Below are 17,818 nucleotides of genomic sequence, written 5' to 3'. Positions count from 1 at the left end.
AATCGTGTGTCACCGGATGGTGGGGGTGGCCAGATGGTGAATGGTGCGGCGCTGGTAGGCGTCGCCGGCGCGCAGCACGGTGGCCTCGTCGAAGTGCTTGCCGCTGATCGACATCGACAGCGGCATGCCGTCCGCCGACAGCCCGATCGGGAGGGCGAGAGTGGGGTTGCCGAGCGGATTCCAGTACGGGGTGTGCAGGGAAGCCAGCACATTCAGTGGCTGCAACTGATCGATGGCGTCCAGCCGGGGTGCGCCGAGGTGCCCGGTCGGAGTGACGACCAGATCGACGGCGGTGAGCAGTTCGGCCATGCGGGCCGCGGCGATCCGCCGGACACGTTGTGCCTGCACGTAATCCGATGCAGAGACAGCCGACCCGGACGCCAGGATGATGCGGGTGGCCTGTCCGTAATCCTCCCAGCGATTGCGCAATGCCGGACGGTGGTACGAATGCGCCTCGGCCAGCATGACAACGACATCGATGGCCACCACCTCGGGATACATCGGCACTTCGACGGGGACGATGCGGGCCCCGGCCGCGGCGAGGACATCTAGTGCCGCGGTGAACCGCTCGGGCTGGGCCGGGTCGATGCCCGCGTCGGCGTAGCGGTCGAGGTTGTCGACTCCGATGGTGAGGCCCTCGAGATCACCGGTGAGCACGCCCGGGTAATCGTCGACAGGTGTTGTCGCGCTGTAGGAATCGGCCGGCTCGTGCCCGGCGATGATCGACAGCAGCAGTGCGCAATCGGCGGCGCTGCGGGCCACCGGCCCCACGTGATCGAGGGTGTAGCCCAGTGGCACCACGCCGGACTTGGGCACGCGGCCGAAAGTGGGTTTGAGTCCGGTGATTCCGTTGAACGCGGCGGGGATTCGGATGCTTCCGGCAGTGTCGGTGCCGATCGCCGCCAAGCACATGCCGGTCGCGACGCCACTGGCGGATCCGGAGCTCGACCCGCCGGCCCAGCGGTCGGTGTCCCAGGCGTTGCGCGGAATCGGGAAGGGCTTGTCCGGATCCGGCACGCCGACAGCGAATTCCATGGTGGTGGTCTTGCCCGTGATGATCGCACCGGCCTGCTCGAGCCGTTTCACCACCGCGGCATCACCGGTGGCCAGGGCCCAGGCGGGGTCGAGCACCAGGCTCTGTGCGGTGGTCGGTCCGTGCCGGCTGACGAGAATATCTTTGATGCCCAACGGGATTCCGTCCAACGGCGCCAGGGGACGCCCGGCCGCGATCTTTGCATCGACCCGGGCGGCCCGCTCGCGGGCGATATCGTCGAACCGGGTCAGGTACACGCCGACGCGGTCGTCGAGGGCGTCGGCGGTGGCCAGGCATTGTTCGAGTAGTTCACTCGCGGTGATCTCGCCATGGCGCAGTGCTGCCGTGGCATCGGTGACGGTGGTGATCCGGGTGGTCGTGGTCATGGGTGTCCTCATCAGCGGGGTTGTCGCGGGGGCAGGGAGCGGGTCAAATCGATGCGGGGGATGTCACCGAACTTCATGACGACATCACCGCGAAGAGCACCGAGTGCGTAGTCGACCGCCTCACCGTCTGGATTGCGAATCGTCTGTTCCCACAGCAGGATCGGATCACCCTGCGCGATGTGGAGCAGTGTGGCGGAGCAATCGTCGGCAGCGGCGGCCTGTACGGCCAGATCGAAGCCCGCGACAGTGACATCGCTGGAGTGCAGCAGCGAGTAGAAGTCGGTCCGAAACTCCTGCTGGTCGACTCGCGACGCCTCCGTGGAACGGAGGTAGTTGGTGAAAACCGCCATCGGCCGGTCGTCGATGAGCAACACGTAGTCGATGCACAGGCAGTCGTCGTCGACCGCGACACCGTCGAGCTGAGCAGCTACCGCGCTCGGCGCGGGTATCCAGTTCCAGCGCAGTAGACGCGGCGTGATGTGGCCGTCGGCCAGATACGTCTCGAACAAGTTGCCTTGTGGCGGAAGGACACCCGGCACCACGTACTCCTCGCGGATCGTCATGGTGCCGACTCCCCGTCGTCGTTCGACGAGTCCGTCGCGGCGCAGCAGGTCGAGCGCTTCACGCACCGTCTCCCGTGACGCCTGATGCTGCGCCATGAGCTCGGATTCGGCCGGAAGCCGGCCATCGACGAAAGCGCCTCGGCGAATCTCGGCCCGCAACAGGTCGCGCACCCGCCGTGCCGCCAATTGGATGGAGCCGGGCAACAACTGATCGAACCGACGGCGGAGCGTCAGGCGGCCAGATCGGTCGCCGACGTTCGCACCTGGAACCCGGTGCTGTCGATGATCGTGCATGACGCCAGGTTGCGTGCTCACGCCGTTACGCGGCGGAGAATCGAGTTAATGCTGAGTTACGCCGGAATCGGCATTGCGCGCGCCACCGCTACCTGCGAAAACGTCTCGCCGACAGCAATGTTTCGCGGGGTCACGCACGGCTGTCGGCCCGGGCGCCGCTGGTCATCCGTGAATGTGTCGACGGTCGATGCGAACCGATACCGACGAAACCTCCCCGATCGACCGAGTGAGTCGCTGTAGGAGGGGATTCGACGGGCTTTCGTCGAAACCCCCTCTTACAACAGTTATTACACCGCTTCGGCCATCTCCGATGCCTGGATGGCGCGCCGGATGCCGACCGCCAGCAGGCCGGTCGCCACCGCCATGATCGGCCACGGTGTGAGTACCAGGACCACCGCGCCGAACACGGTCCACAGTCCCAGCACCCACACGATGAAAAGCGGTGGCGTGATGCCGCGACGGTCCAGCCACAGCACGGTCAGCCCGACCAGGACCAGCGGAATTCCGAAACTGTCCAGCGACAGCCACAGTGCGCTGTTGGCCGGGCTCATCGCGGCCAAGTCGTCATGCCACAGCGCCCCACTGAACCAATCGCCGGCATAGCGCGCGGCGCGCATCCAGGTCAGGGCCAGGATCGTATGTGCGGCACCGAACAACACGATCAATCGGCCTGCCCACGTGATCACCGGACCTCCTCGGTTTCGCGCACGGCCCCGACGGACCTGACCGAATCATGCTGGCGCCACGCGTGATCCCACCGCCGCATCATCGCGGGTTCGTTCCAGCCCAGCAGGGCACCGAGCCGCCGGCGCACCGCGAACAGGAATCGCACCGGCGCGGAAGCGGCCGCCGGGCCAGCGCCCGCACGGATCGCGGCGAGGACGACCGGAAAGTCGTCCGGTCCGGCGCCCGGCGCGCGAAATGTCCACACATCCTGCACCCGGAAGTCCGGCGCGAGCTCGTGGATGCGCCATGGCCGGTCGGTGTGCTCGGCGTGGGGGAGTCGATTGGGCAGCACAGCTGCGAATGGCATGGCATCGTCCTCTTTGGTTATACGGTTGCGTATAATTGGAGGCTAGGGCAGTTATACGGTTCCGTACAACGCTGGATACGGGTGAGGTGGATCACGGCATGGGCGCGCTGCGCACACGACGCGAAACATGGATCGACGAAGGGCTGCGGGTGCTGGCCGCGAAGGGCGTCGATGCCGTGCGCGTCGAGGTACTGGCCAAGGCGCTAGGGGTGACCAAAGGCGGGTTCTACGGCTACTTCGCCGACCGCGAAGCGCTCCTGGCGGCAATGCTGGATACCTGGGAACGCGAGGCGGTCGACAATGTGCTCGAGCAGCTCGAGCAGACCGGCGGCAGCGCATTGGACAAGGCTCAGCTGGCCGGTCGGCTCACCTTCTCCGACGATCGGTTGCTCCCCATCGACCTGGCCATCCGCGACTGGGCCCGGCGCGACGGGGCCGTCGCCGAATGTCTACGTCGAGTGGACAACCGGCGCATGGACCTGCTCCGCGACGCGCTCGCAACGGTCTGCTCGGATCCCGACGAGATCGAGGCTCGTAGTCTGCTCGCCTTCTGCACGGCCATCGGTAGCCACTTCCTCGCCGCCGACCATCCTGGCCGCACTCGCGAAGAGGTGATCGCCCGCGCGGGTGATCTGATCCTGAACCGCACGGCGGGTGGGAACCGATCGAAGGGGTCCGTGAAATGACAATCGAACGAACGCCGCACGGCAAAAGCGTTGAGGTGCACGGGATCTTCCAGAAGGTCGCCGGGTACTACGATCGGATGAATGCCATCATGACCCTCGGTCGGCACCGCCGATGGTGCCGTGAAGTCGCCGAGCGGGCCGCACCGCCCGCGGGTGGGAGCCTGTTGGATCTGGCTACCGGCACCGGTGTGATCGCACTGGAGGTGGCTCGCGGATATCCCACGGTCACCGTGATCGGTGTCGACTTCTCCGAACGGATGCTGGCACACGCCAAGGCCAAGCCGGGCGCGGACGCGGTCCGGTGGCAGCAGGCTGACGCTGCTCGCCTGCCGTTCGGCAACGAGTCGTTCGATGCGATCACCGAGGGCTATTTGCTGCGCAATGTCGAGGACCTCGGGGGAGTGCTCCGCGAACAACACCGGGTACTCGTGCCCGGCGGCCGCATCGTCATCCTCGAAACCTGCCCGCCCAGCGGCCTGGTGAAGCCGATCGTGGAATGGGGAATGCGTACGGTCGTCCCGCTGCTCGGTCAGGTCGTGTCCGGAGACCGGTCGTCCTATGCCTATCTCGAATCCAGCACGCGCGCTTTCGGGTCGCCTCAGCAGGTCGCGGACCTGTTGAGGCGCCTGGGGTTTCGCGACATCAGTTGGGGCACAATGTTATTCGGCACGAACTTCATTCTGTCGGCGACCAAGTCGCACTGAACGTCACCGTCCTGTGGCGCGCCTCTCTATTGGTTGTACGCACCCGTATAACGGGTCTAACGTCCTGTTATACGCAACCGTATAACAGGACAGGAGGCCCCGATGTCCAGGAAACTCCCCGAAATAGAGCACACCGCCCGCCCGTGGCGCATCCACGAGATCGCCCCCGACTTCCGGATCGAGGATGTGTGGGCGTTTCGCACCCCCGGGGCCGGGCCGGACGATTTCCCCGTGATGCGCGCCGCGCTGCGGGCGAGCGGCGGTCTGTCCCAGAATCCTCCGCTGGTCGCGTTGGTGTTCGCGGTGCGATGGAAGCTCGGCGCGACCTTCGGCTGGGACAAGGCCGAGACCGGTCTGGCGGGTCGGGTCGGGTCGCTGCGCGACCGCCTGCCGGATGACCTGCGGTCGGCCGAATCCGGGGGACCGGCAGGCGACACCCCGTTCACTACCGTGTACGAGCTGCACGATGAATCCGCCGACGAACTAGCGAACAAGACCGTGCACACGATCCTGCACCTCGGGTGGGTCCAGGGCGACTCGGGTGATTACGAGCTGCACATGGCGGCCCTGGTCAAACCGAACGGACTCTTCGGGCGGCTGTACATGGCTGGGATCGCGCCGTTTCGGTATCTGCTGGTCTATCCGGCACTGACGCGACAATGGGAACGCGCCTGGCGTGAGCGGGCGCACCCGAACACCGGACGGGCCGCGAGCCACGGAGAGTTCGAATGATCCACTCTCCCAACGCTGATCCGCTGCCCGTCGTCGGGGAGGCATCGTGAACGGGCGTTCCGGACCGGACGTGACCGAGGGCGTGCTGACGCACGGTCTGCCGTATCGCGCATTCGGGTCGGGGCGGCCGTTGCTGCTGCTGCGATGGTTTGCTCCAGATCACGCCAATCCCACAGGGCTGTTACGCATCTCGGAGACCGCGATCCTCGAGCCGCTGGCCCGGTGCTTCCGGGTGTATGCGGTGTCGAGGGCACCGGGGATGGCGGCAGGCACCACCATGGCCGAGATCGCGGCCGAGCACGCCGACGCGATCAGCGCCGAGTTCGGCACGGCCGTCGACGTTCTCGGAATCTCGTCGGGTGGCTCGATCGGCCTCCAGATGGCCGCGGATCACCCGGATGCGGTGCGGACGCTGACGGTTGCGTCCTCCGGCGACACGCTGTCCGAAGCCGCCCGGACAGCCCAGATGAACTACGCATCAGCGCTGGCGGCAGGTCGCCGAGGACTGCATCATCTCGCCCCCGCCGTATCCGGCTCTCGAATCCTCGCCGGATTCGCGAGCGTCGTGATGTGGCTCGCGGACCCGTTGCTGCGGCCGGCCTGCGCTGCCGACGCCGTGGCCTTCCTGCGTGCGGAAGACGTATTCGACATCGGTGCCCGGCTCGGTGACATCACCGCGCCGACATTGGTGATCGGCGGCGACCGCGACACCGGCTACCCCGTCGAGACCTTCCGCAGGACTGCGGCGGGCATCCCCGGCGCGCGGTTGATCATCTATCCCGGAGCGACCCATATGGGAGTGATCCGACACGCTCGATTCGCCGAGGACGTTGCCTCATTCACCGCCACCTGCCCTCGCTGGCATAGCCGACGATGAACTGGTGCACACCACCGGTCCACGCCGGATGGCCGATCCCGAAGATCGAGCCGATATTGGCGTCGGCCGACGCCGTGAGCACGCCCTTGTCGAAACACTTCTGGGTTTCGATGGCCTCGACGAACAGCATCCGGTCGATGAGATCACGGATCGGCACGGTCTCGCCCGCAGTCGTGTTGTAGTGCGTGCGCAGGCCCGGCCACAACCTCAGCCGCTTGCCGCTGTCGTCGTACTCGTAGAAGCCCGCCTGTTCGAGACGGTCGGGACGCCCCTGCTCCAGCATGAATTCCGTGACGCGATGCGCGGGATGGTCCGACGGCAAGGTCGCGTCACCGCGTTCCGCGGCCTCGCGGGCCTCGAGCGCGACCTTCTGCATGAGCTTCACGTTGAGCTCGTCGGCGAGCTGCAGTGGGGCGGCTGGGTAGCCGGCTTGCGAACCCGCTTGCTCGATGGTCGCCGGTTCGATGCCCTCGGCCAGCGGCACCTTGTCGACCGGTGAGTCGACGCAATGCCGAAAACCTCATCATTCTCGGCGGTGCGCGACCGGGCCGGCGTTGGCGAACCCCGGTGCTCGCCACAGCCGTCCGACCATCGCCGACCGCTGCCGCAGCACATCCGCCGCTCCGGTCCCGTCGAACCGGTCCGTCACCAGCCCGCGCCACCGAGGCAACGGACCGCGCCGACCTCGGTATGGCGGCATACGAGGTCAACAGAGTCGTAGACCGGATCGGTGCGCACCTGTCGGTACCCGTGCGCAGTGGGGAGGCAGGGCACCCGGCAGACTGAGGGAATGGGTTCTGGTTCGTCAGCTCGGCCGTCGCCTGCGGATCTGGCCGCGGCGCAAGACAAGACCATTCCCGATGTGATCGGGCTCGGCTTGCATGTGCTGTTCTGCGGAATCAATCCGGGCCTGTGGTCCGGGGCCACCGGAAATCACTTTGCTCGTCCCGGAAATCGGTTCTGGCCTGCATTGCATCGGTCCGGCTTCACGCCGCGCCAACTGCGGCCCGACGAGCAGCAAGAACTGCTCGGGCTCGGCTTGGGGATCACGAATGTGGCTGCACGCACGACCGCCAAAGCCGAGCAACTGACCGCCGACGAACTGCGCGCCGGCGGACGCGCCCTGGTCGATCGGGTCGAGCAGTACCGACCCCGGGTACTGGCCGTACTCGGTATCGGCGCCTACCGCACGGCCTTCGGTCGTCCGCGCACCACGATCGGCCCCCAACCCGAGCGGATCGGTGACACCGCGGTCTGGGTTCTGCCCAACCCCAGCGGGCTCAACGCCCACTACACACTCGACGCCCTCGCCTCGGAATTTCGCGCGCTGCGCGAGGCGGTCGAAACCGGTTGACCGCTACCTGTGCGCGAATTCGCGCAGGTGCAGGCATATTTCGTCGATCGCGTGCTTGGCCTGGGTCGCTCCACAAGCGTGCCGCATATGCCTCGGCGTCGTCGCGGAGGGGGTCGACCTCGGCGGTGATGATCAGGGCGGGTGGGAGGTTGCGGAGCGAGGCGGCGCGCAGGGGTGCGGCGAGTTGATCGTCGCCGGGGTGGTTCGGGCCGACGTACTGTTCCCAGCACCAGCGTGCGTCGGCAGCGCTGAGCAGGGGAGCATCGGCGCACTCCGTCCATGATGGGGTGGTGAAGGTGTCGTCGACGGCTGGGTAGGCGAGGATCTGGGTGAGGGGGAGGGGGAGGGGCACGTCGCGTCGGTGCAGGCAAAGGGCGGCGGCGAGGTTGCCGGCCGCGGACTCTGGCGATCTTGAACTCCCGGACCTCGGCAAGGAGATTCGAGTCCACCACCGATGCATATCTAACCAGGGCGCAAGTGGCGCACCGGTTGAGGCCGGCCCCGAAGACGCTCGCAAACTGGGCGTCAATTGGCCAGGGGCCGAAGTGTATTCGGCTCGCAGGTGACGAGTCCGGTATCCCAGCGAGGACTACTTCGAGTGGGAGCGGACGCAAACCGATCCGTACGAAGTATCGCTGCGGGCTGGTGACGAGTGCGCTGTCATCCATCTCTGCGGCAGGGTCATCAAGGGCGAGCACGGTTCCTTCCGCCAGGAGAAGCGCAAGAACAATGGGCGCTTCTATTACCTGACGCTGCCAATCTGGCTGACGGTCGAGTTGCGGGAGTGGCGTCGACTGGCCGGCGATGTCGATGAGACCACTCATGTACTGGTCAGCAAGCGGGCGTGCCTGGTGTCGACGGCCGCCGCGGATCGACTGCTGCAGAAGGTGGTTCGGGGCACAGCCCTGGAATGGGTGCAGTACGGCAACCTGCGAGACACTGCCGCGACACACGTAACAGGCAAGACGAACGATCCGCTGCGGGCCAGCGCTCAGCTGGGGCACAGAGAGGCGTCCACGATCGTGACTGTGCACTACATCGACCCGGAGGGGTACACCCGTCCAGCGGTGGACAACGTGGTGGCAATGGAGTCGCTGCGACCCTCAAAACGTGAGCAAAGTGTGAATCTGGAGGCCGCGTGAAGCGGGAGCGACGCTGTGACCTTGACGTTCGGCCGGTTGGTGGCGTATCGAATGGGGTAGAGCTACCTATGTAAGCGGTACGACGACGCGTGGAGAGAGGCGGTCCAGGTGTCGATGCGTCCTTCGTTGCCGACTCGGCTCTGGCGGGTGCGGCCGTGGAACCGGAATCCGCTGCTGCGTGTCTCGGATCGGGCCGAGGTGGTGCTGCGAGCGGTGGCCGTGGTGGTCGTGGTCGCGGCGGTGCCGGTGGCGGGGGCGGTGGGGAGCGTGAGCTATACCGGCGCGCAGGATCGGATCGCGGCACAGGATACGGGGAAGGTCAGGGTGACGGCCACCGAGACCGCGGATGCCGTGCGGTTGCCGGATTCCGATCATTACGCGGGCAACCAGGCGCGGTATCAGGCGCCCGTGCAGTGGAACGGCGACGGCAAGACCGAGACCGCCACGGTGGACGTGCCCGGTCCGCAGGTCGCGGGGGCCACGGTGACGGTGTGGATCAAGAACGGGCAGCCGACGCAGGCGCCCGCACGGCCGGGAGCCGCGGCCGCCGAGGGGATCGGGACCGGGCTCGCGGTGCTGGTCGAGACGTGGTGTGCGGCCGCCGCGACCGTATGGTTCACGGGCACGGTGTTCGATGCCAGACGCTATGCGCGCTGGGAGCGTGAGTGGCGTGGCATCAATCGGCCGATCGGGAAGGACACCCTGTAGCGGGGTGGGATCGGCTGCGCCGGTTCAGTATTCGCCGTTGATCAGGTTCTGTGGCGGCTCGCCCGCCAGGTAGCGTGCGATCTCCGCGGTGGCGATGGCCCAGCCGCGCTGCAGGTTTCCGTTGCTGCTGCCGCCGACGTGCGGGGTGAGCAGCAGGCCCGGTGCGTCCCACAGCGGGTGGCCGGCGGGCAGTGGTTCCGGATCGGTGACGTCGAGGATGGCGAGCAGCCGGCCGGATTGCAGTTCGGCCAGCAGGTCGTCGGTGCGCACCACCGGGCCGCGGGCGGCATTGACGAGAATCGCGCGGTCGGGCATGCGGGCCAGGAACGCCGCGTCGACCATGCCGATGGTGGCCGTGGTGACCGGAACCATGAGCACGACCGCATCGAAATGCGGGAGCAGGTCGGGGATTTCACCGACGCCGTGCACGCCCTCCCGGGCCTGCGTACCGACCAGTTCGACTGTGGTGTCGAACGGCAGCAGCATGCGCTGCAATTCCGTCGCCAGATCACCCGCACCGATGATCAGAATTCGCTTGCCGTGCAAGGTGTCCGTGCGGTGCTGGATCCAGCGGTGCTCACGCTGGGCCACGGCGAATTCGATGAATTCCCGGTAGACCGTGAGCAATCCGGTGATCGTCCACTCCGCGGTGCTCGCCCCGTGCGCACCCCGGGCCGTCGAGATCATCACCTGATCCGGCAGCGCGCCCACCCAGGCCTCGGCGCCCGCGGTCAACAGCTGTACCAGCCGCAGCTTCGGCAGCGACCGCGCCACCACCATGCTCTCCGGCCGGCTGGCCAGGAAGGCGGGCACCAGCACCTCCGCCGCATCCGCCCCGGCGGGCAATGGCTCGCCGAGGGTGTAACGCACCGGCCGCGCCCCCTCGAGCCGGGAGATCGCCGCATAACCATGGTCGTCGGGAACCAGCACCGTCACCGTCATGTCAGCGACGCTAGCCGACCGGGCGCATCCCGGTCGGCGCGGTCGGTTCCGATCAGTATCGGGGATGGGCGAGGTAGCGGGCGGGTGCGCCCAGCAGCCAGCGGATCAGGGCCACGGTCAGCACGATGATGCCGAGGGCGGTGAGGGCCGGGGTGGCGATGAGCCAGCCCGCGTCGAGCAACGCGAGGCCGAGCACGGCGAGCATTCGATTGTCCTCTGCGGACCGGAGTCCTATTGGGCGGCGGATTCGGTTTTCGCGGGTGTCCCCGGACGGTTGAGGAAGCGGTTGACCGACCAATTCGGCTTCGCGAATAAACGTTTCGCCGTCGTCTTGGCCATGGGAACCAGCGGCTGCCGGGGCTGCTCCACGTTACGCGCCGCCGTGGCCGCCGGCGCCGGTTTCGCGAGTTCCTTTCGCGCCGCTGCCATCTCGCGCCGCGACCGGCGCAGCTCGCGCCGCGCGACCGTGCCGCGTCGCGACGTGGTCCAGATTCCGGCCAGCGTGAGGATGAATCCCGCCGTGCCGATCGCGCCGATCAGAATTCCGTAGGCGAACAGCAGCCCGGCGGATCCGTGATAGGTGTGGTCGAAAACGGTGAAGCCAGTGGGAAGCGCATGTGTGCCACCGCTGTTGGCCTGGATCCCGGCCACGCCCACGGTCACAGCACCCAGCAGAGCGATGAGCCCGATGATTGTGAACATAGTGGGGCAATGCCCGTTCATCCGCAGGTCAAACCCCGGACCGGTGGGTTGTCCGGCGAGTCCCGCTCGCGGAGTCTGTCGGCTCACGGCCATCCGGTGTCCCGTCCGCGGACTGTTCCTGTCCCGTGGTGCGCTGCTGGTAGGTCCGTAGGACTGTCAGCTGGGCCGATTCGGCGGCGTGGTCGGCCTGGCGGAGGGCCGCGACTTGGTCGGGTGGGTCGGCGAGGAAGAAGCTGCCGCTGCCGGGTCTGCCGGCGATCCCGAGTCGGTTCATCTTCTTCGGCACCGGTGCGCCCTGGTAGTCCAATGGGATTGGGTGGCCGTGGTCGTCGACGGGGCCGAGTGATTGGTGCAGCTCGATGTATTCGCCGTGGGGGAGGCGACGAATAACGCCGGTTTCGATGCCGTGCTCGAGTACGGTCCGGTCGGCTCGCTGCAATCCGACGCAGATCCGGTAGGCGATGAAGTAGGCCAGCGGCGGCAGCAGCAGGATGCCGATGCGGCCCGCCCAGGTGGTTGCGTTGAGGGAGATGTGGAACTTGTACGCGATGATGTCGTTGGCGCCCATCAAGGTCAGGATCACATAGGTGGTGATGGACATGGCGCCGATGCCGGTGCGCACCGGCACGTCCCGGGGACGTTGCAGCAGGTTGTGGCGGGCGGTGTCGCCGGTGAGGCGCTTCTCGATCCACGGATAGACGATCAGCACCGCGAAGATCAGGCCCATGATCAGGGCGACCCAGAATGCGGCGGGGATGGTGTACCGGCCCAGATACAGTTCCCACGGCGGCATGGTGCGGGCCAGGCCCTCGGTCCACATCATGTAGAAGTCCGGTTGCGATCCCGCCGACACCTGGGAGGGGTTGTAGGGGCCGAGGTTCCAGATCGGATTGATCTGCAGCAGGCCGCCCATGAGCGCCAGCGCGGCCAGCGTGAACGCGAAGAACGCGCCCTGATCCAGGGAGAAGACCGGCACGATCCGAGTGCCGATCACGTTGCGTTCGGTTCGCGCCGGACCGGGGTATTGCGTGTGCTTCTGGTACCAGACCAGGGCGATGTGAGCGGCGATCAGGGCGAGCATGATGCCGGGGATCAGCAGCACGTGGGTGATGAACATGCGGGGCACGATGATGTCGCCGGGGAAGTCGCCGCCGAAGAGCATCCAGTGCAGCCAGGTGCCGATGACGGGCAGGCCCATCGTGATGCCGCCGAAGGCCAGTCGCAGCCCGGTGCCCGAGAGCAGATCGTCGGGCAGCGAATAGCCGAAGAAGCCCTCGAACATGGCCAGGATCAACAGGATGGCGCCGATCACCCAGTTGGCCTCGCGTGGTTTGCGGAACCCGCCGGTGAAGAAGACGCGGAACAGGTGCACGATCATCGAGGCGACGAATAGCAGTGCGGCCCAATGGTGGACCTGACGGATGAACAGGCCGCCACGGATTTCGAAGGAGATGTTCAGGGTGGATTCGTAGGCCCGGGACATCGTCACTCCGCGCAGCGGCTGATACGGCCCGTTGTAGACCACGTCGGTCATCGACGGATCGAAGTACAGCGTCAGATAGACGCCCGTCAGTATCAGGATGATGAAGCTGTAGAGCGCGATCTCACCGAGCAGGAACGACCAGTGCGTGGGGAAGACCTTGTTGATCGACCGTTTGACGAACGCCGCGAGGCGATAGCGCTCGTCGGCCGCGTTGGCCTGGACGGCGAGGGCGGATGTGTGGCGTCGGATCCGTGCCATGACCGGTCTCCTTCGGCATGCCGGGTCGCGTCCGCCCGGCAGAGCGTGACATCACACCTTGTCGTTTCTGGTCTACGCCGCGAAGATGAAGCATCCATGAAGATCAACTCGCTGCGTTCCGAGGGTGCGGTTCGGGTGTAGTCATGAACGGGATGGACTCGCGCCAGGGTTGCCCGGCGTTGCCGATGCCGAGAATGTGGGCGGGAGGCTGATCCATATGCGCGTGCTGGTGGTCGAGGACGAACCGAAAATGGCACGGCTGCTGCGCCGGAGCCTGACCCAGGAGGGGTATGCCGTCGACGTCGCGGCCGACGGACCCGATGGCTACGGTGCGGCCGCCAGCCGCGCCTACGACGCGGTCGTGCTGGATGTGATGCTGCCCGGATTCTCCGGGCTCGAGGTGTGCCGGCGATTGCGGAACGAGGGCGTCTGGGTGCCGGTGCTGATGGTGACCGCGCGCGGCGCGGTGCGCGACCGGGTCACGGGCCTCGATGACGGTGCCGACGACTTCCTCACCAAGCCGTTTCATCTCGACGAGCTGTTTGCCCGGTTGCGTGCCCTGATCCGCCGCGGCCCGGTCCCGCGGCCGACCGTGCTGCGGGTCGGCGACCTTCGCATCGATAGCGCGGCGCGGCGATGCTGGCGCGGTGACGATGAAATCGTGCTCACCGCAAAGGAATACGCACTGTTGGAGATGTTCGCGCGGCAGCCGGGCGCGGTGCTGACCCGGGAACTGCTCACCGAGCACTGCTGGGATTTCGCGTACGAATCGCGCTCCAATGTCGTGGACGTCCACATCCGCGGATTACGGGAGAAGATCGACCGTCCGTTCGGCGTGATATCGCTGGAGACCGTGCGCGGCGCGGGCTATCGGCTGCGTAGCGACGGCGGCCGGATGGAAAGTCCCACAGCATGATTCGCCGGCGGCCGCTACGGTCTGCTGCCTACTGGATTGACGCGTGCAGACCAACCCCGCGCAGGATCGGTTCGGCGTCCCGCGGGCGGTCAGTCGAGAAGGTCGAGGGCGGTGAGGATATCGGTGGTTTCGGTGCGGGTGGCGTAGTTGGGGTGGACGTCGATCCAGCGAATTGTTTTGGCGCCGTCGATGACCAGCACGGTCGGCATCGGCAGGCCGTATCCGTTGTCGGCGTTGAATGTTGGCAGATCCAGGCCCAGGCTTCGCTGGGCTTCGCGGACCTGGTCGGTGGGTGCGGTGAGGACGCCGAGTGCTCGGGCGATCTGGTTCCCGGGATCGGAGAGCACGGTGAAGGTCAGATCGTTCTTCTCCGCCATGGTCAGCGAGCCGTCGGGCTTCTGCGGACTGAGCGCGATCAAACCGATGCCCCGCTCGGTCAGGGTCGGCGCCAGCTGCTCTTCGTATGCCCGTAGAGCCAGGTTGCAGTAGGGGCACCAGGCACCGCGGTAGATGACGAGGACCGCCGGCTTCCCGGCAAGGGCCGCGTACAGGCTGGTGGGGTTGCCATGAACGTCGAGGAGGTCGGCGTCCGGCATCGCAGTTCCCGCCTGCGCGACGCCCTCGGGGATCCCGTCACCGGCGAGGCCGGCCTGCTCGGCGCCGAAGGCGGCCAAGGCGCTCTCGGGGATCTGGTCGGCCATGGACTGGTGCATGAGCTCAACGCGCTGGGCGATGGTGGTGTTCGTGCTGGTCATATCCGTCCCTTTCCAGGCGGAGGAAGCGAGGAGACAAGCACCCGGCCCATTCGGCCCGGTGCTCGGTGAAAATGGATTCGCTACTCCAGTCCTACCGAGACGAAATTGGAATATCAATGCCACTTTTCTGGGCGTTGTCCGAGGCGGGCCGGGTGCGGGACGCGATGTGGTCGATCATCGTGTCCAGGGCGATTTCCAGTGGCGCGGTGTCGCGTTGCAGCTGGGTCAGCAGCAGGGCCCCCTGCAGCGCGGCCAGGGTGGTGGTGGCGAGTTTGTCCGGGTCGGCGGCGGGGTCGAGGCGACCGGCCTCGGCCATGGACCGCAGCCCGGACCGAACCCCGGATTCCCAGCGACGGAACGCGGTGGCGACATCGGCGCGGGCAGTGGAATTGATCTCGGCCAGTTCACTTCCCAGCGAACCGAGGGGGCAGCCGCCCCGGCAATGCATCCGTCGCTGGTGCGCGACGAGAAAGTCGCGCCAGGCCCGGAAACCGTCGACGGTGTCCAGGCGGGCGAACATGGGTTCCTGCCCGCCGACGACGGTGTCGCTCTGATAGGCGATCACCGCGCGGATCAGCGCGTTCTTGTCGGTGAAGTAGTGGTAGACCTGCGAGTTGCTCACCCCGGCTGCATCGCGTACGTCCTCGACGGTGGTCGCGGCGACACCGTGCTCGAACATCAACTGCGCTGCCGCCACCACGATCCGTTGCCGCGTCTGCTCGCCCTTCGGTGTCAGGCGCCGTGGCTTCGTGCTGCTCATAACCTTCACGATATCGCGATTTCTGGAATTGACATTCCATTTTGGTCGGCACACGATTGGCCTGATAGAGCCAAATTCTTCCATCGAGGGAGATCGTCATGAAGAACCTGCAGACGCGGTACGGGCCCTATGCGCTGGTGACCGGAGCATCAGCGGGCATCGGCGCCGAATTCGCCGCCCAGCTCGCTGCCGCCGGGTTCAATCTCGTGCTGGTAGCCCGCCGCAAGCAACGCTTGTCCGCGCTGGCCGACCGCCTGCACGCCGAGCACGGCACCGTCGCGGAGATCATCGAGCTGGACCTGGGCAGCCCCGGCGCCGTCGACGAGCTGACCCGGCGCACCCAGCCCCTCGACATCGGCCTGGTGGTCGCCGCCGCAGGCGTGATCACCGCGGGCCGGTTCCTGGACAACCCGCTCGCCGCCGAGACCGCGCTGGTAGAGCTCAACCTGGTCGTCCCCATGCAACTCGCCCACGCCTACGGCCGCCGGTTCAGTGCACGAGGCGGCGGCGCGCTGATCCTGGTCGCCTCGACCATCGCGTTCGCGCCCGCCCCCTACCTGGCCAATTACGCGGCTGCGAAGGCCTATATCGCCTCTTTCGGCCAAGCATTGCACTACGAACTGCGCCGCACCGGCGTCGACGTCCTCACCCTCGCCCCCGGCCCCACCCGCACCGAGGGCGTGGAAACCGCCGAAGGCATCGACTTCACCAAGCTGCCGCTACCGATGGCCACCGCCAGCGCGGTCGTCACGAAGGCACTGCGGGACCTGGGCCGCAAACCCCTGCTCATCCCCGGCCGCATGAACAAGATCAGCGACTTCACGGGCAAATACCTCACCCCGCGCCGCATGCAGACCATCATGTTCGGACAGCTGATCGGCCGCGCCACCACCAGCAACTGACAACTCGCATTGGGCTCGCGGGACACCGGAAGGCATTCGGTCGCATAGCAATTCGGGTATTCCAGGCTGAAGAACACCCTCGGATTCGCCGGGGGCACTCGCGGTGCGTCCCAGGCCGGGCGGCACCTGCCCGGCTGAATTGGGATCGCTGATCGGTGACAGCCTCGGGGCTGCCACCCACGCGAACTCGAATGAGCGCCGCGGCCTCGACATGGCATACCGGTCGGTACTATTCGAGCAGCTGTCAGGACACACCGTTCGAGTTCGCGAGAGGACCGGCGATGGCAGTGAGACGGAAGTGACCGGGCTGCCGCGCTACGCGCCGATGCTGGCCACGGCCGGTGTGGTTCCCCACGATGACGCGAAATGGAACTACGAAGTCAAATTCGATGGCATTCGCGCCATCTGCTACGTCAGCGATGGTCTGCGGCTGATGTCACGCAACGACAAGGACATCACAGCGGCCTGGCCGGAACTCGCCGCGCTCGGACCCTCGAGCCCCGCCTTCGTCCTGGACGGTGAAATCGTTGCGCTCGCCGAGGACGGACGATCCTCCTTCGAAGCTCTTCAGCCGCGGATGCATCAGCGCAACCCTGCCCTGATTCGATCCCTGGCCACTACGACCCCGGCCACCTACATGATCTTCGACCTGCTCCACGTCGGTGATCGCTCGCTGATCGACCTGTCCTACCAGCAGCGGCGGGAATTACTCGAACAACTCGACCTCCGCGGACCGCACTGGCAGACACCACCCCGCCTGAAGGGTCCCGGTGAGGCGGTGCTCGACGAATCACGACGCCTACGGCTGGAAGGCATCGTCTGCAAACGCCTCGACGGTCCCTATCTGCCCGGGCGGCGCAGCCCACTCTGGATCAAGGTCAAGAACGTCCGTGATCAGGAAGTCGTCATCGTCGGCTGGCGCCCGGGCGCCGGGCAGCGAGCCGGTCACATCGGCTCACTACTGATGGCAGTTCACGACGACACGGGCGAACTCACCTACATCGGTAACGTCGGCACCGGCTTCACCCAGGCCACGCTCGACGACCTGAGTTCGAAACTCCAACCCCTGCAACGCAACACGCCCTCCGTCGAGGCTCCGGTCCCCGACGCCGTTTGGGTCGAACCCGAACTCGTCGGCGAGGTGACCTTCACCGGCTGGACCAGCGACGCCCGACTCAGGCATCCATCGTGGCGTGGATTGCGGTTCGACAAGAACCCACGCGAAGTCCGCCGAGAGCCGTAACGCCGCATGGGCTGTCGGGTTCTGAGAAGGCTCATTCGAGCTTCGTGAATGTGAGGTGGGTACGGCCTATTGGCGCCGGTTCCCGCGCGCGCGACAACAGTGTCGGATGGTCGGTCCCGGCGGGCCACGACGGTGATGGCGGCTCGTCTATATCGGTTGTGTCGGAACGGCTTTCAGCGATCTGGCCCGTCGGGTGCTGCGGCGCACGCTCGATGAATTGGCGATCGTGCACCCGGCGATCACTGGACCGATGCCGAGCGGGGTGGCGCGGGCCGCGCTCTGGGTCGAGTCGGTTCTGGTCGCCGATGCCGAGCGGATGACGGTGTTCGGCGTCAGCGTGCAGAC

At 66.6% G+C, this 17,818-nt stretch carries 22 protein-coding genes and 1 pseudogene; 11 read left to right on the top strand and 12 right to left on the bottom strand.

Going from position 1 to position 17,818, the window contains the following annotated elements; translation table 11 throughout:
- Positions 1-9: 9 nt before the first annotated feature.
- Positions 10-1,419, bottom strand: coding sequence for an amidase (locus tag ACFXIV_RS38910; protein ID WP_379401436.1), 1,410 nt, complete (start codon positions 1,417-1,419; stop codon positions 10-12).
- Positions 1,420-1,430: 11 nt separating this feature from the next.
- Entirely contained in the window at positions 1,431-2,153 is a 723-nt protein-coding gene (locus ACFXIV_RS38905; protein WP_379401478.1) for a GntR family transcriptional regulator, read from the bottom strand.
- Between ACFXIV_RS38905 and ACFXIV_RS38900 the strand changes: the two genes are divergently transcribed.
- Complete coding sequence (locus tag ACFXIV_RS38900; RefSeq protein ID WP_379401479.1) at positions 2,067-2,516, top strand: hypothetical protein; 450 nt, start codon at positions 2,067-2,069, stop codon at positions 2,514-2,516. The genes ACFXIV_RS38905 and ACFXIV_RS38900 overlap by 87 nt on opposite strands.
- A gap of 47 nt (positions 2,517-2,563) precedes the next feature.
- Here ACFXIV_RS38900 and ACFXIV_RS38895 read toward each other — a convergent pair whose 3' ends face one another.
- Together ACFXIV_RS38895 and ACFXIV_RS38890 are read right to left on the bottom strand one after the other, a co-directional pair.
- Positions 2,564-2,962 carry a DUF6463 family protein gene (locus ACFXIV_RS38895; RefSeq protein ID WP_379401437.1) on the bottom strand — a complete coding sequence of 133 codons (399 nt, stop codon included), beginning with the start codon at positions 2,960-2,962 and terminating at the stop codon, positions 2,564-2,566.
- Positions 2,959-3,309 carry a DUF2867 domain-containing protein gene (locus ACFXIV_RS38890; protein ID WP_379401438.1) on the bottom strand — a complete coding sequence of 117 codons (351 nt, stop codon included), beginning with the start codon at positions 3,307-3,309 and terminating at the stop codon, positions 2,959-2,961. The genes ACFXIV_RS38895 and ACFXIV_RS38890 overlap by 4 nt, the downstream gene beginning before the upstream one ends.
- Before the next feature lie 98 nt (positions 3,310-3,407).
- Here ACFXIV_RS38890 and ACFXIV_RS38885 point away from each other — a divergent pair, with 98 nt between their 5' ends.
- The 4 genes from ACFXIV_RS38885 (at position 3,408) to ACFXIV_RS38870 (ending at position 6,308) form a co-directional block, all read left to right on the top strand.
- Positions 3,408-3,995: a TetR/AcrR family transcriptional regulator gene (locus ACFXIV_RS38885; protein ID WP_379401439.1), complete on the top strand. Its 588-nt coding sequence runs from the start codon at positions 3,408-3,410 to the stop codon at positions 3,993-3,995.
- On the top strand, positions 3,992-4,699 hold the full coding sequence (locus ACFXIV_RS38880) for a ubiquinone/menaquinone biosynthesis methyltransferase (protein ID WP_379401440.1): 708 nt from the start codon (positions 3,992-3,994) through the stop codon (positions 4,697-4,699). Before ACFXIV_RS38885 ends, ACFXIV_RS38880 begins: the two co-directional genes overlap by 4 nt.
- Before the next feature lie 102 nt (positions 4,700-4,801).
- The gene (locus ACFXIV_RS38875; protein ID WP_379401441.1) at positions 4,802-5,431 is read left to right on the top strand and encodes a DUF2867 domain-containing protein; all 630 of its coding nucleotides are present in this window, start codon (positions 4,802-4,804) and stop codon (positions 5,429-5,431) included.
- Between the two features lie 46 nt (positions 5,432-5,477).
- Positions 5,478-6,308, top strand: coding sequence for an alpha/beta fold hydrolase (locus tag ACFXIV_RS38870; protein ID WP_379401442.1), 831 nt, complete (start codon positions 5,478-5,480; stop codon positions 6,306-6,308).
- Here the strand turns inward: ACFXIV_RS38870 and ACFXIV_RS38865 are convergent.
- Positions 6,295-6,786: pseudogene (locus ACFXIV_RS38865) on the bottom strand (3-hydroxyacyl-CoA dehydrogenase family protein); the annotation flags it as partial. The gene ACFXIV_RS38870 and the pseudogene ACFXIV_RS38865 sit on opposite strands and share 14 nt — an antisense overlap.
- Positions 6,787-7,098: 312 nt before the next feature.
- Between ACFXIV_RS38865 and mug the strand changes: the two are divergent.
- Positions 7,099-7,662 (top strand): G/U mismatch-specific DNA glycosylase, encoded by a 564-nt coding sequence (gene mug / locus ACFXIV_RS38860; protein ID WP_379384941.1) that lies wholly within the window; start codon positions 7,099-7,101, stop codon positions 7,660-7,662.
- On the opposite strand, the gene ACFXIV_RS38855 is transcribed toward mug, so the two are convergent.
- The gene (locus ACFXIV_RS38855) at positions 7,589-8,122 is read right to left on the bottom strand and encodes an alpha/beta hydrolase fold domain-containing protein (protein ID WP_379401443.1); all 534 of its coding nucleotides are present in this window, start codon (positions 8,120-8,122) and stop codon (positions 7,589-7,591) included. The genes mug and ACFXIV_RS38855 overlap by 74 nt on opposite strands.
- Before the next feature lie 316 nt (positions 8,123-8,438).
- On the opposite strand from ACFXIV_RS38855, the gene ACFXIV_RS38850 reads away from it, so the two are divergent.
- Positions 8,439-8,804: a hypothetical protein gene (locus tag ACFXIV_RS38850; protein ID WP_379401444.1), complete on the top strand. Its 366-nt coding sequence runs from the start codon at positions 8,439-8,441 to the stop codon at positions 8,802-8,804.
- 114 nt (positions 8,805-8,918) lie between these two features.
- Positions 8,919-9,512 carry a hypothetical protein gene (locus tag ACFXIV_RS38845; RefSeq protein ID WP_379401445.1) on the top strand — a complete coding sequence of 198 codons (594 nt, stop codon included), beginning with the start codon at positions 8,919-8,921 and terminating at the stop codon, positions 9,510-9,512.
- 24 nt (positions 9,513-9,536) lie between these two features.
- Here the strand turns inward: ACFXIV_RS38845 and ACFXIV_RS38840 are convergent, their stop codons facing one another.
- From ACFXIV_RS38840 to ACFXIV_RS38825, 4 genes are all read right to left on the bottom strand, one after another.
- Complete coding sequence (locus ACFXIV_RS38840; RefSeq protein ID WP_379401446.1) at positions 9,537-10,454, bottom strand: 2-hydroxyacid dehydrogenase; 918 nt, start codon at positions 10,452-10,454, stop codon at positions 9,537-9,539.
- A gap of 52 nt (positions 10,455-10,506) precedes the next feature.
- Positions 10,507-10,659, bottom strand: a complete 153-nt coding sequence (locus ACFXIV_RS38835) for a hypothetical protein (RefSeq protein ID WP_354850676.1) — start codon at positions 10,657-10,659, stop codon at positions 10,507-10,509.
- Between the two features lie 26 nt (positions 10,660-10,685).
- Complete coding sequence (locus ACFXIV_RS38830; protein WP_379401447.1) at positions 10,686-11,117, bottom strand: hypothetical protein; 432 nt, start codon at positions 11,115-11,117, stop codon at positions 10,686-10,688.
- Positions 11,118-11,184: 67 nt separating this feature from the next.
- A complete protein-coding gene (locus ACFXIV_RS38825; protein ID WP_379401448.1) occupies positions 11,185-12,897 on the bottom strand; it encodes a cytochrome bc complex cytochrome b subunit in 1,713 nt (570 codons plus the stop codon).
- A 217-nt stretch (positions 12,898-13,114) separates the two neighbouring features.
- Between ACFXIV_RS38825 and ACFXIV_RS38820 the strand changes: the two genes are divergently transcribed.
- Positions 13,115-13,813, top strand: coding sequence for a response regulator transcription factor (locus ACFXIV_RS38820; RefSeq protein ID WP_379401449.1), 699 nt, complete (start codon positions 13,115-13,117; stop codon positions 13,811-13,813).
- 89 nt (positions 13,814-13,902) lie between these two features.
- Here the strand turns inward: ACFXIV_RS38820 and ACFXIV_RS38815 are convergent, their stop codons facing one another.
- Both ACFXIV_RS38815 and ACFXIV_RS38810 read right to left on the bottom strand, forming a co-directional pair.
- Entirely contained in the window at positions 13,903-14,568 is a 666-nt protein-coding gene (locus ACFXIV_RS38815; protein ID WP_379401450.1) for a peroxiredoxin-like family protein, read from the bottom strand.
- A gap of 91 nt (positions 14,569-14,659) precedes the next feature.
- Positions 14,660-15,328 carry a TetR/AcrR family transcriptional regulator gene (locus tag ACFXIV_RS38810; RefSeq protein WP_379401451.1) on the bottom strand — a complete coding sequence of 223 codons (669 nt, stop codon included), beginning with the start codon at positions 15,326-15,328 and terminating at the stop codon, positions 14,660-14,662.
- A gap of 98 nt (positions 15,329-15,426) precedes the next feature.
- Between ACFXIV_RS38810 and ACFXIV_RS38805 the strand changes: the two genes are divergently transcribed.
- Together ACFXIV_RS38805 and ligD are read left to right on the top strand one after the other, a co-directional pair.
- Positions 15,427-16,230 (top strand): SDR family NAD(P)-dependent oxidoreductase, encoded by an 804-nt coding sequence (locus tag ACFXIV_RS38805; RefSeq protein ID WP_379401452.1) that lies wholly within the window; start codon positions 15,427-15,429, stop codon positions 16,228-16,230.
- A 298-nt stretch (positions 16,231-16,528) separates the two neighbouring features.
- Positions 16,529-17,473 (top strand): non-homologous end-joining DNA ligase, encoded by a 945-nt coding sequence (gene ligD, locus ACFXIV_RS38800; protein WP_379401453.1) that lies wholly within the window; start codon positions 16,529-16,531, stop codon positions 17,471-17,473.
- Positions 17,474-17,818 lie beyond the last annotated feature (345 nt).

The organism is Nocardia sp. NPDC059236 (assembly GCF_042754085.1).
Taxonomy (GTDB): Bacteria; Actinomycetota; Actinomycetes; order Mycobacteriales; family Mycobacteriaceae; genus Nocardia.
The sequence above is the reverse complement of the archived record's forward strand: the minus strand, read 5'-3'. Positions and strand labels throughout refer to the sequence as shown.

What these genes read in the sequence shown, in the direction of transcription:
- ACFXIV_RS38910 (WP_379401436.1), bottom strand. Translation starts at nt 1,419, where the DNA reads ATGACCACGACCACCCGGATCACCACCGTCACCGATGCCACGGCAGCA.
- ACFXIV_RS38900 (WP_379401479.1), top strand. Translation starts at nt 2,067, where the DNA reads ATGCTGCGCCATGAGCTCGGATTCGGCCGGAAGCCGGCCATCGACGAA.
- ACFXIV_RS38890 (WP_379401438.1), bottom strand. Translation starts at nt 3,309, where the DNA reads ATGCCATTCGCAGCTGTGCTGCCCAATCGACTCCCCCACGCCGAGCAC.
- ACFXIV_RS38885 (WP_379401439.1), top strand. Translation starts at nt 3,408, where the DNA reads ATGGGCGCGCTGCGCACACGACGCGAAACATGGATCGACGAAGGGCTG.
- ACFXIV_RS38880 (WP_379401440.1), top strand. Translation starts at nt 3,992, where the DNA reads ATGACAATCGAACGAACGCCGCACGGCAAAAGCGTTGAGGTGCACGGG.
- ACFXIV_RS38875 (WP_379401441.1), top strand. Translation starts at nt 4,802, where the DNA reads ATGTCCAGGAAACTCCCCGAAATAGAGCACACCGCCCGCCCGTGGCGC.
- mug (WP_379384941.1), top strand. Translation starts at nt 7,099, where the DNA reads ATGGGTTCTGGTTCGTCAGCTCGGCCGTCGCCTGCGGATCTGGCCGCG.
- ACFXIV_RS38855 (WP_379401443.1), bottom strand. Translation starts at nt 8,122, where the DNA reads ATGCATCGGTGGTGGACTCGAATCTCCTTGCCGAGGTCCGGGAGTTCA.
- ACFXIV_RS38845 (WP_379401445.1), top strand. Translation starts at nt 8,919, where the DNA reads ATGCGTCCTTCGTTGCCGACTCGGCTCTGGCGGGTGCGGCCGTGGAAC.
- ACFXIV_RS38840 (WP_379401446.1), bottom strand. Translation starts at nt 10,454, where the DNA reads ATGACGGTGACGGTGCTGGTTCCCGACGACCATGGTTATGCGGCGATC.
- ACFXIV_RS38835 (WP_354850676.1), bottom strand. Translation starts at nt 10,659, where the DNA reads ATGCTCGCCGTGCTCGGCCTCGCGTTGCTCGACGCGGGCTGGCTCATC.
- ACFXIV_RS38825 (WP_379401448.1), bottom strand. Translation starts at nt 12,897, where the DNA reads ATGGCACGGATCCGACGCCACACATCCGCCCTCGCCGTCCAGGCCAAC.
- ACFXIV_RS38820 (WP_379401449.1), top strand. Translation starts at nt 13,115, where the DNA reads ATGCGCGTGCTGGTGGTCGAGGACGAACCGAAAATGGCACGGCTGCTG.
- ACFXIV_RS38815 (WP_379401450.1), bottom strand. Translation starts at nt 14,568, where the DNA reads ATGACCAGCACGAACACCACCATCGCCCAGCGCGTTGAGCTCATGCAC.
- ACFXIV_RS38810 (WP_379401451.1), bottom strand. Translation starts at nt 15,328, where the DNA reads ATGAGCAGCACGAAGCCACGGCGCCTGACACCGAAGGGCGAGCAGACG.
- ACFXIV_RS38805 (WP_379401452.1), top strand. Translation starts at nt 15,427, where the DNA reads ATGAAGAACCTGCAGACGCGGTACGGGCCCTATGCGCTGGTGACCGGA.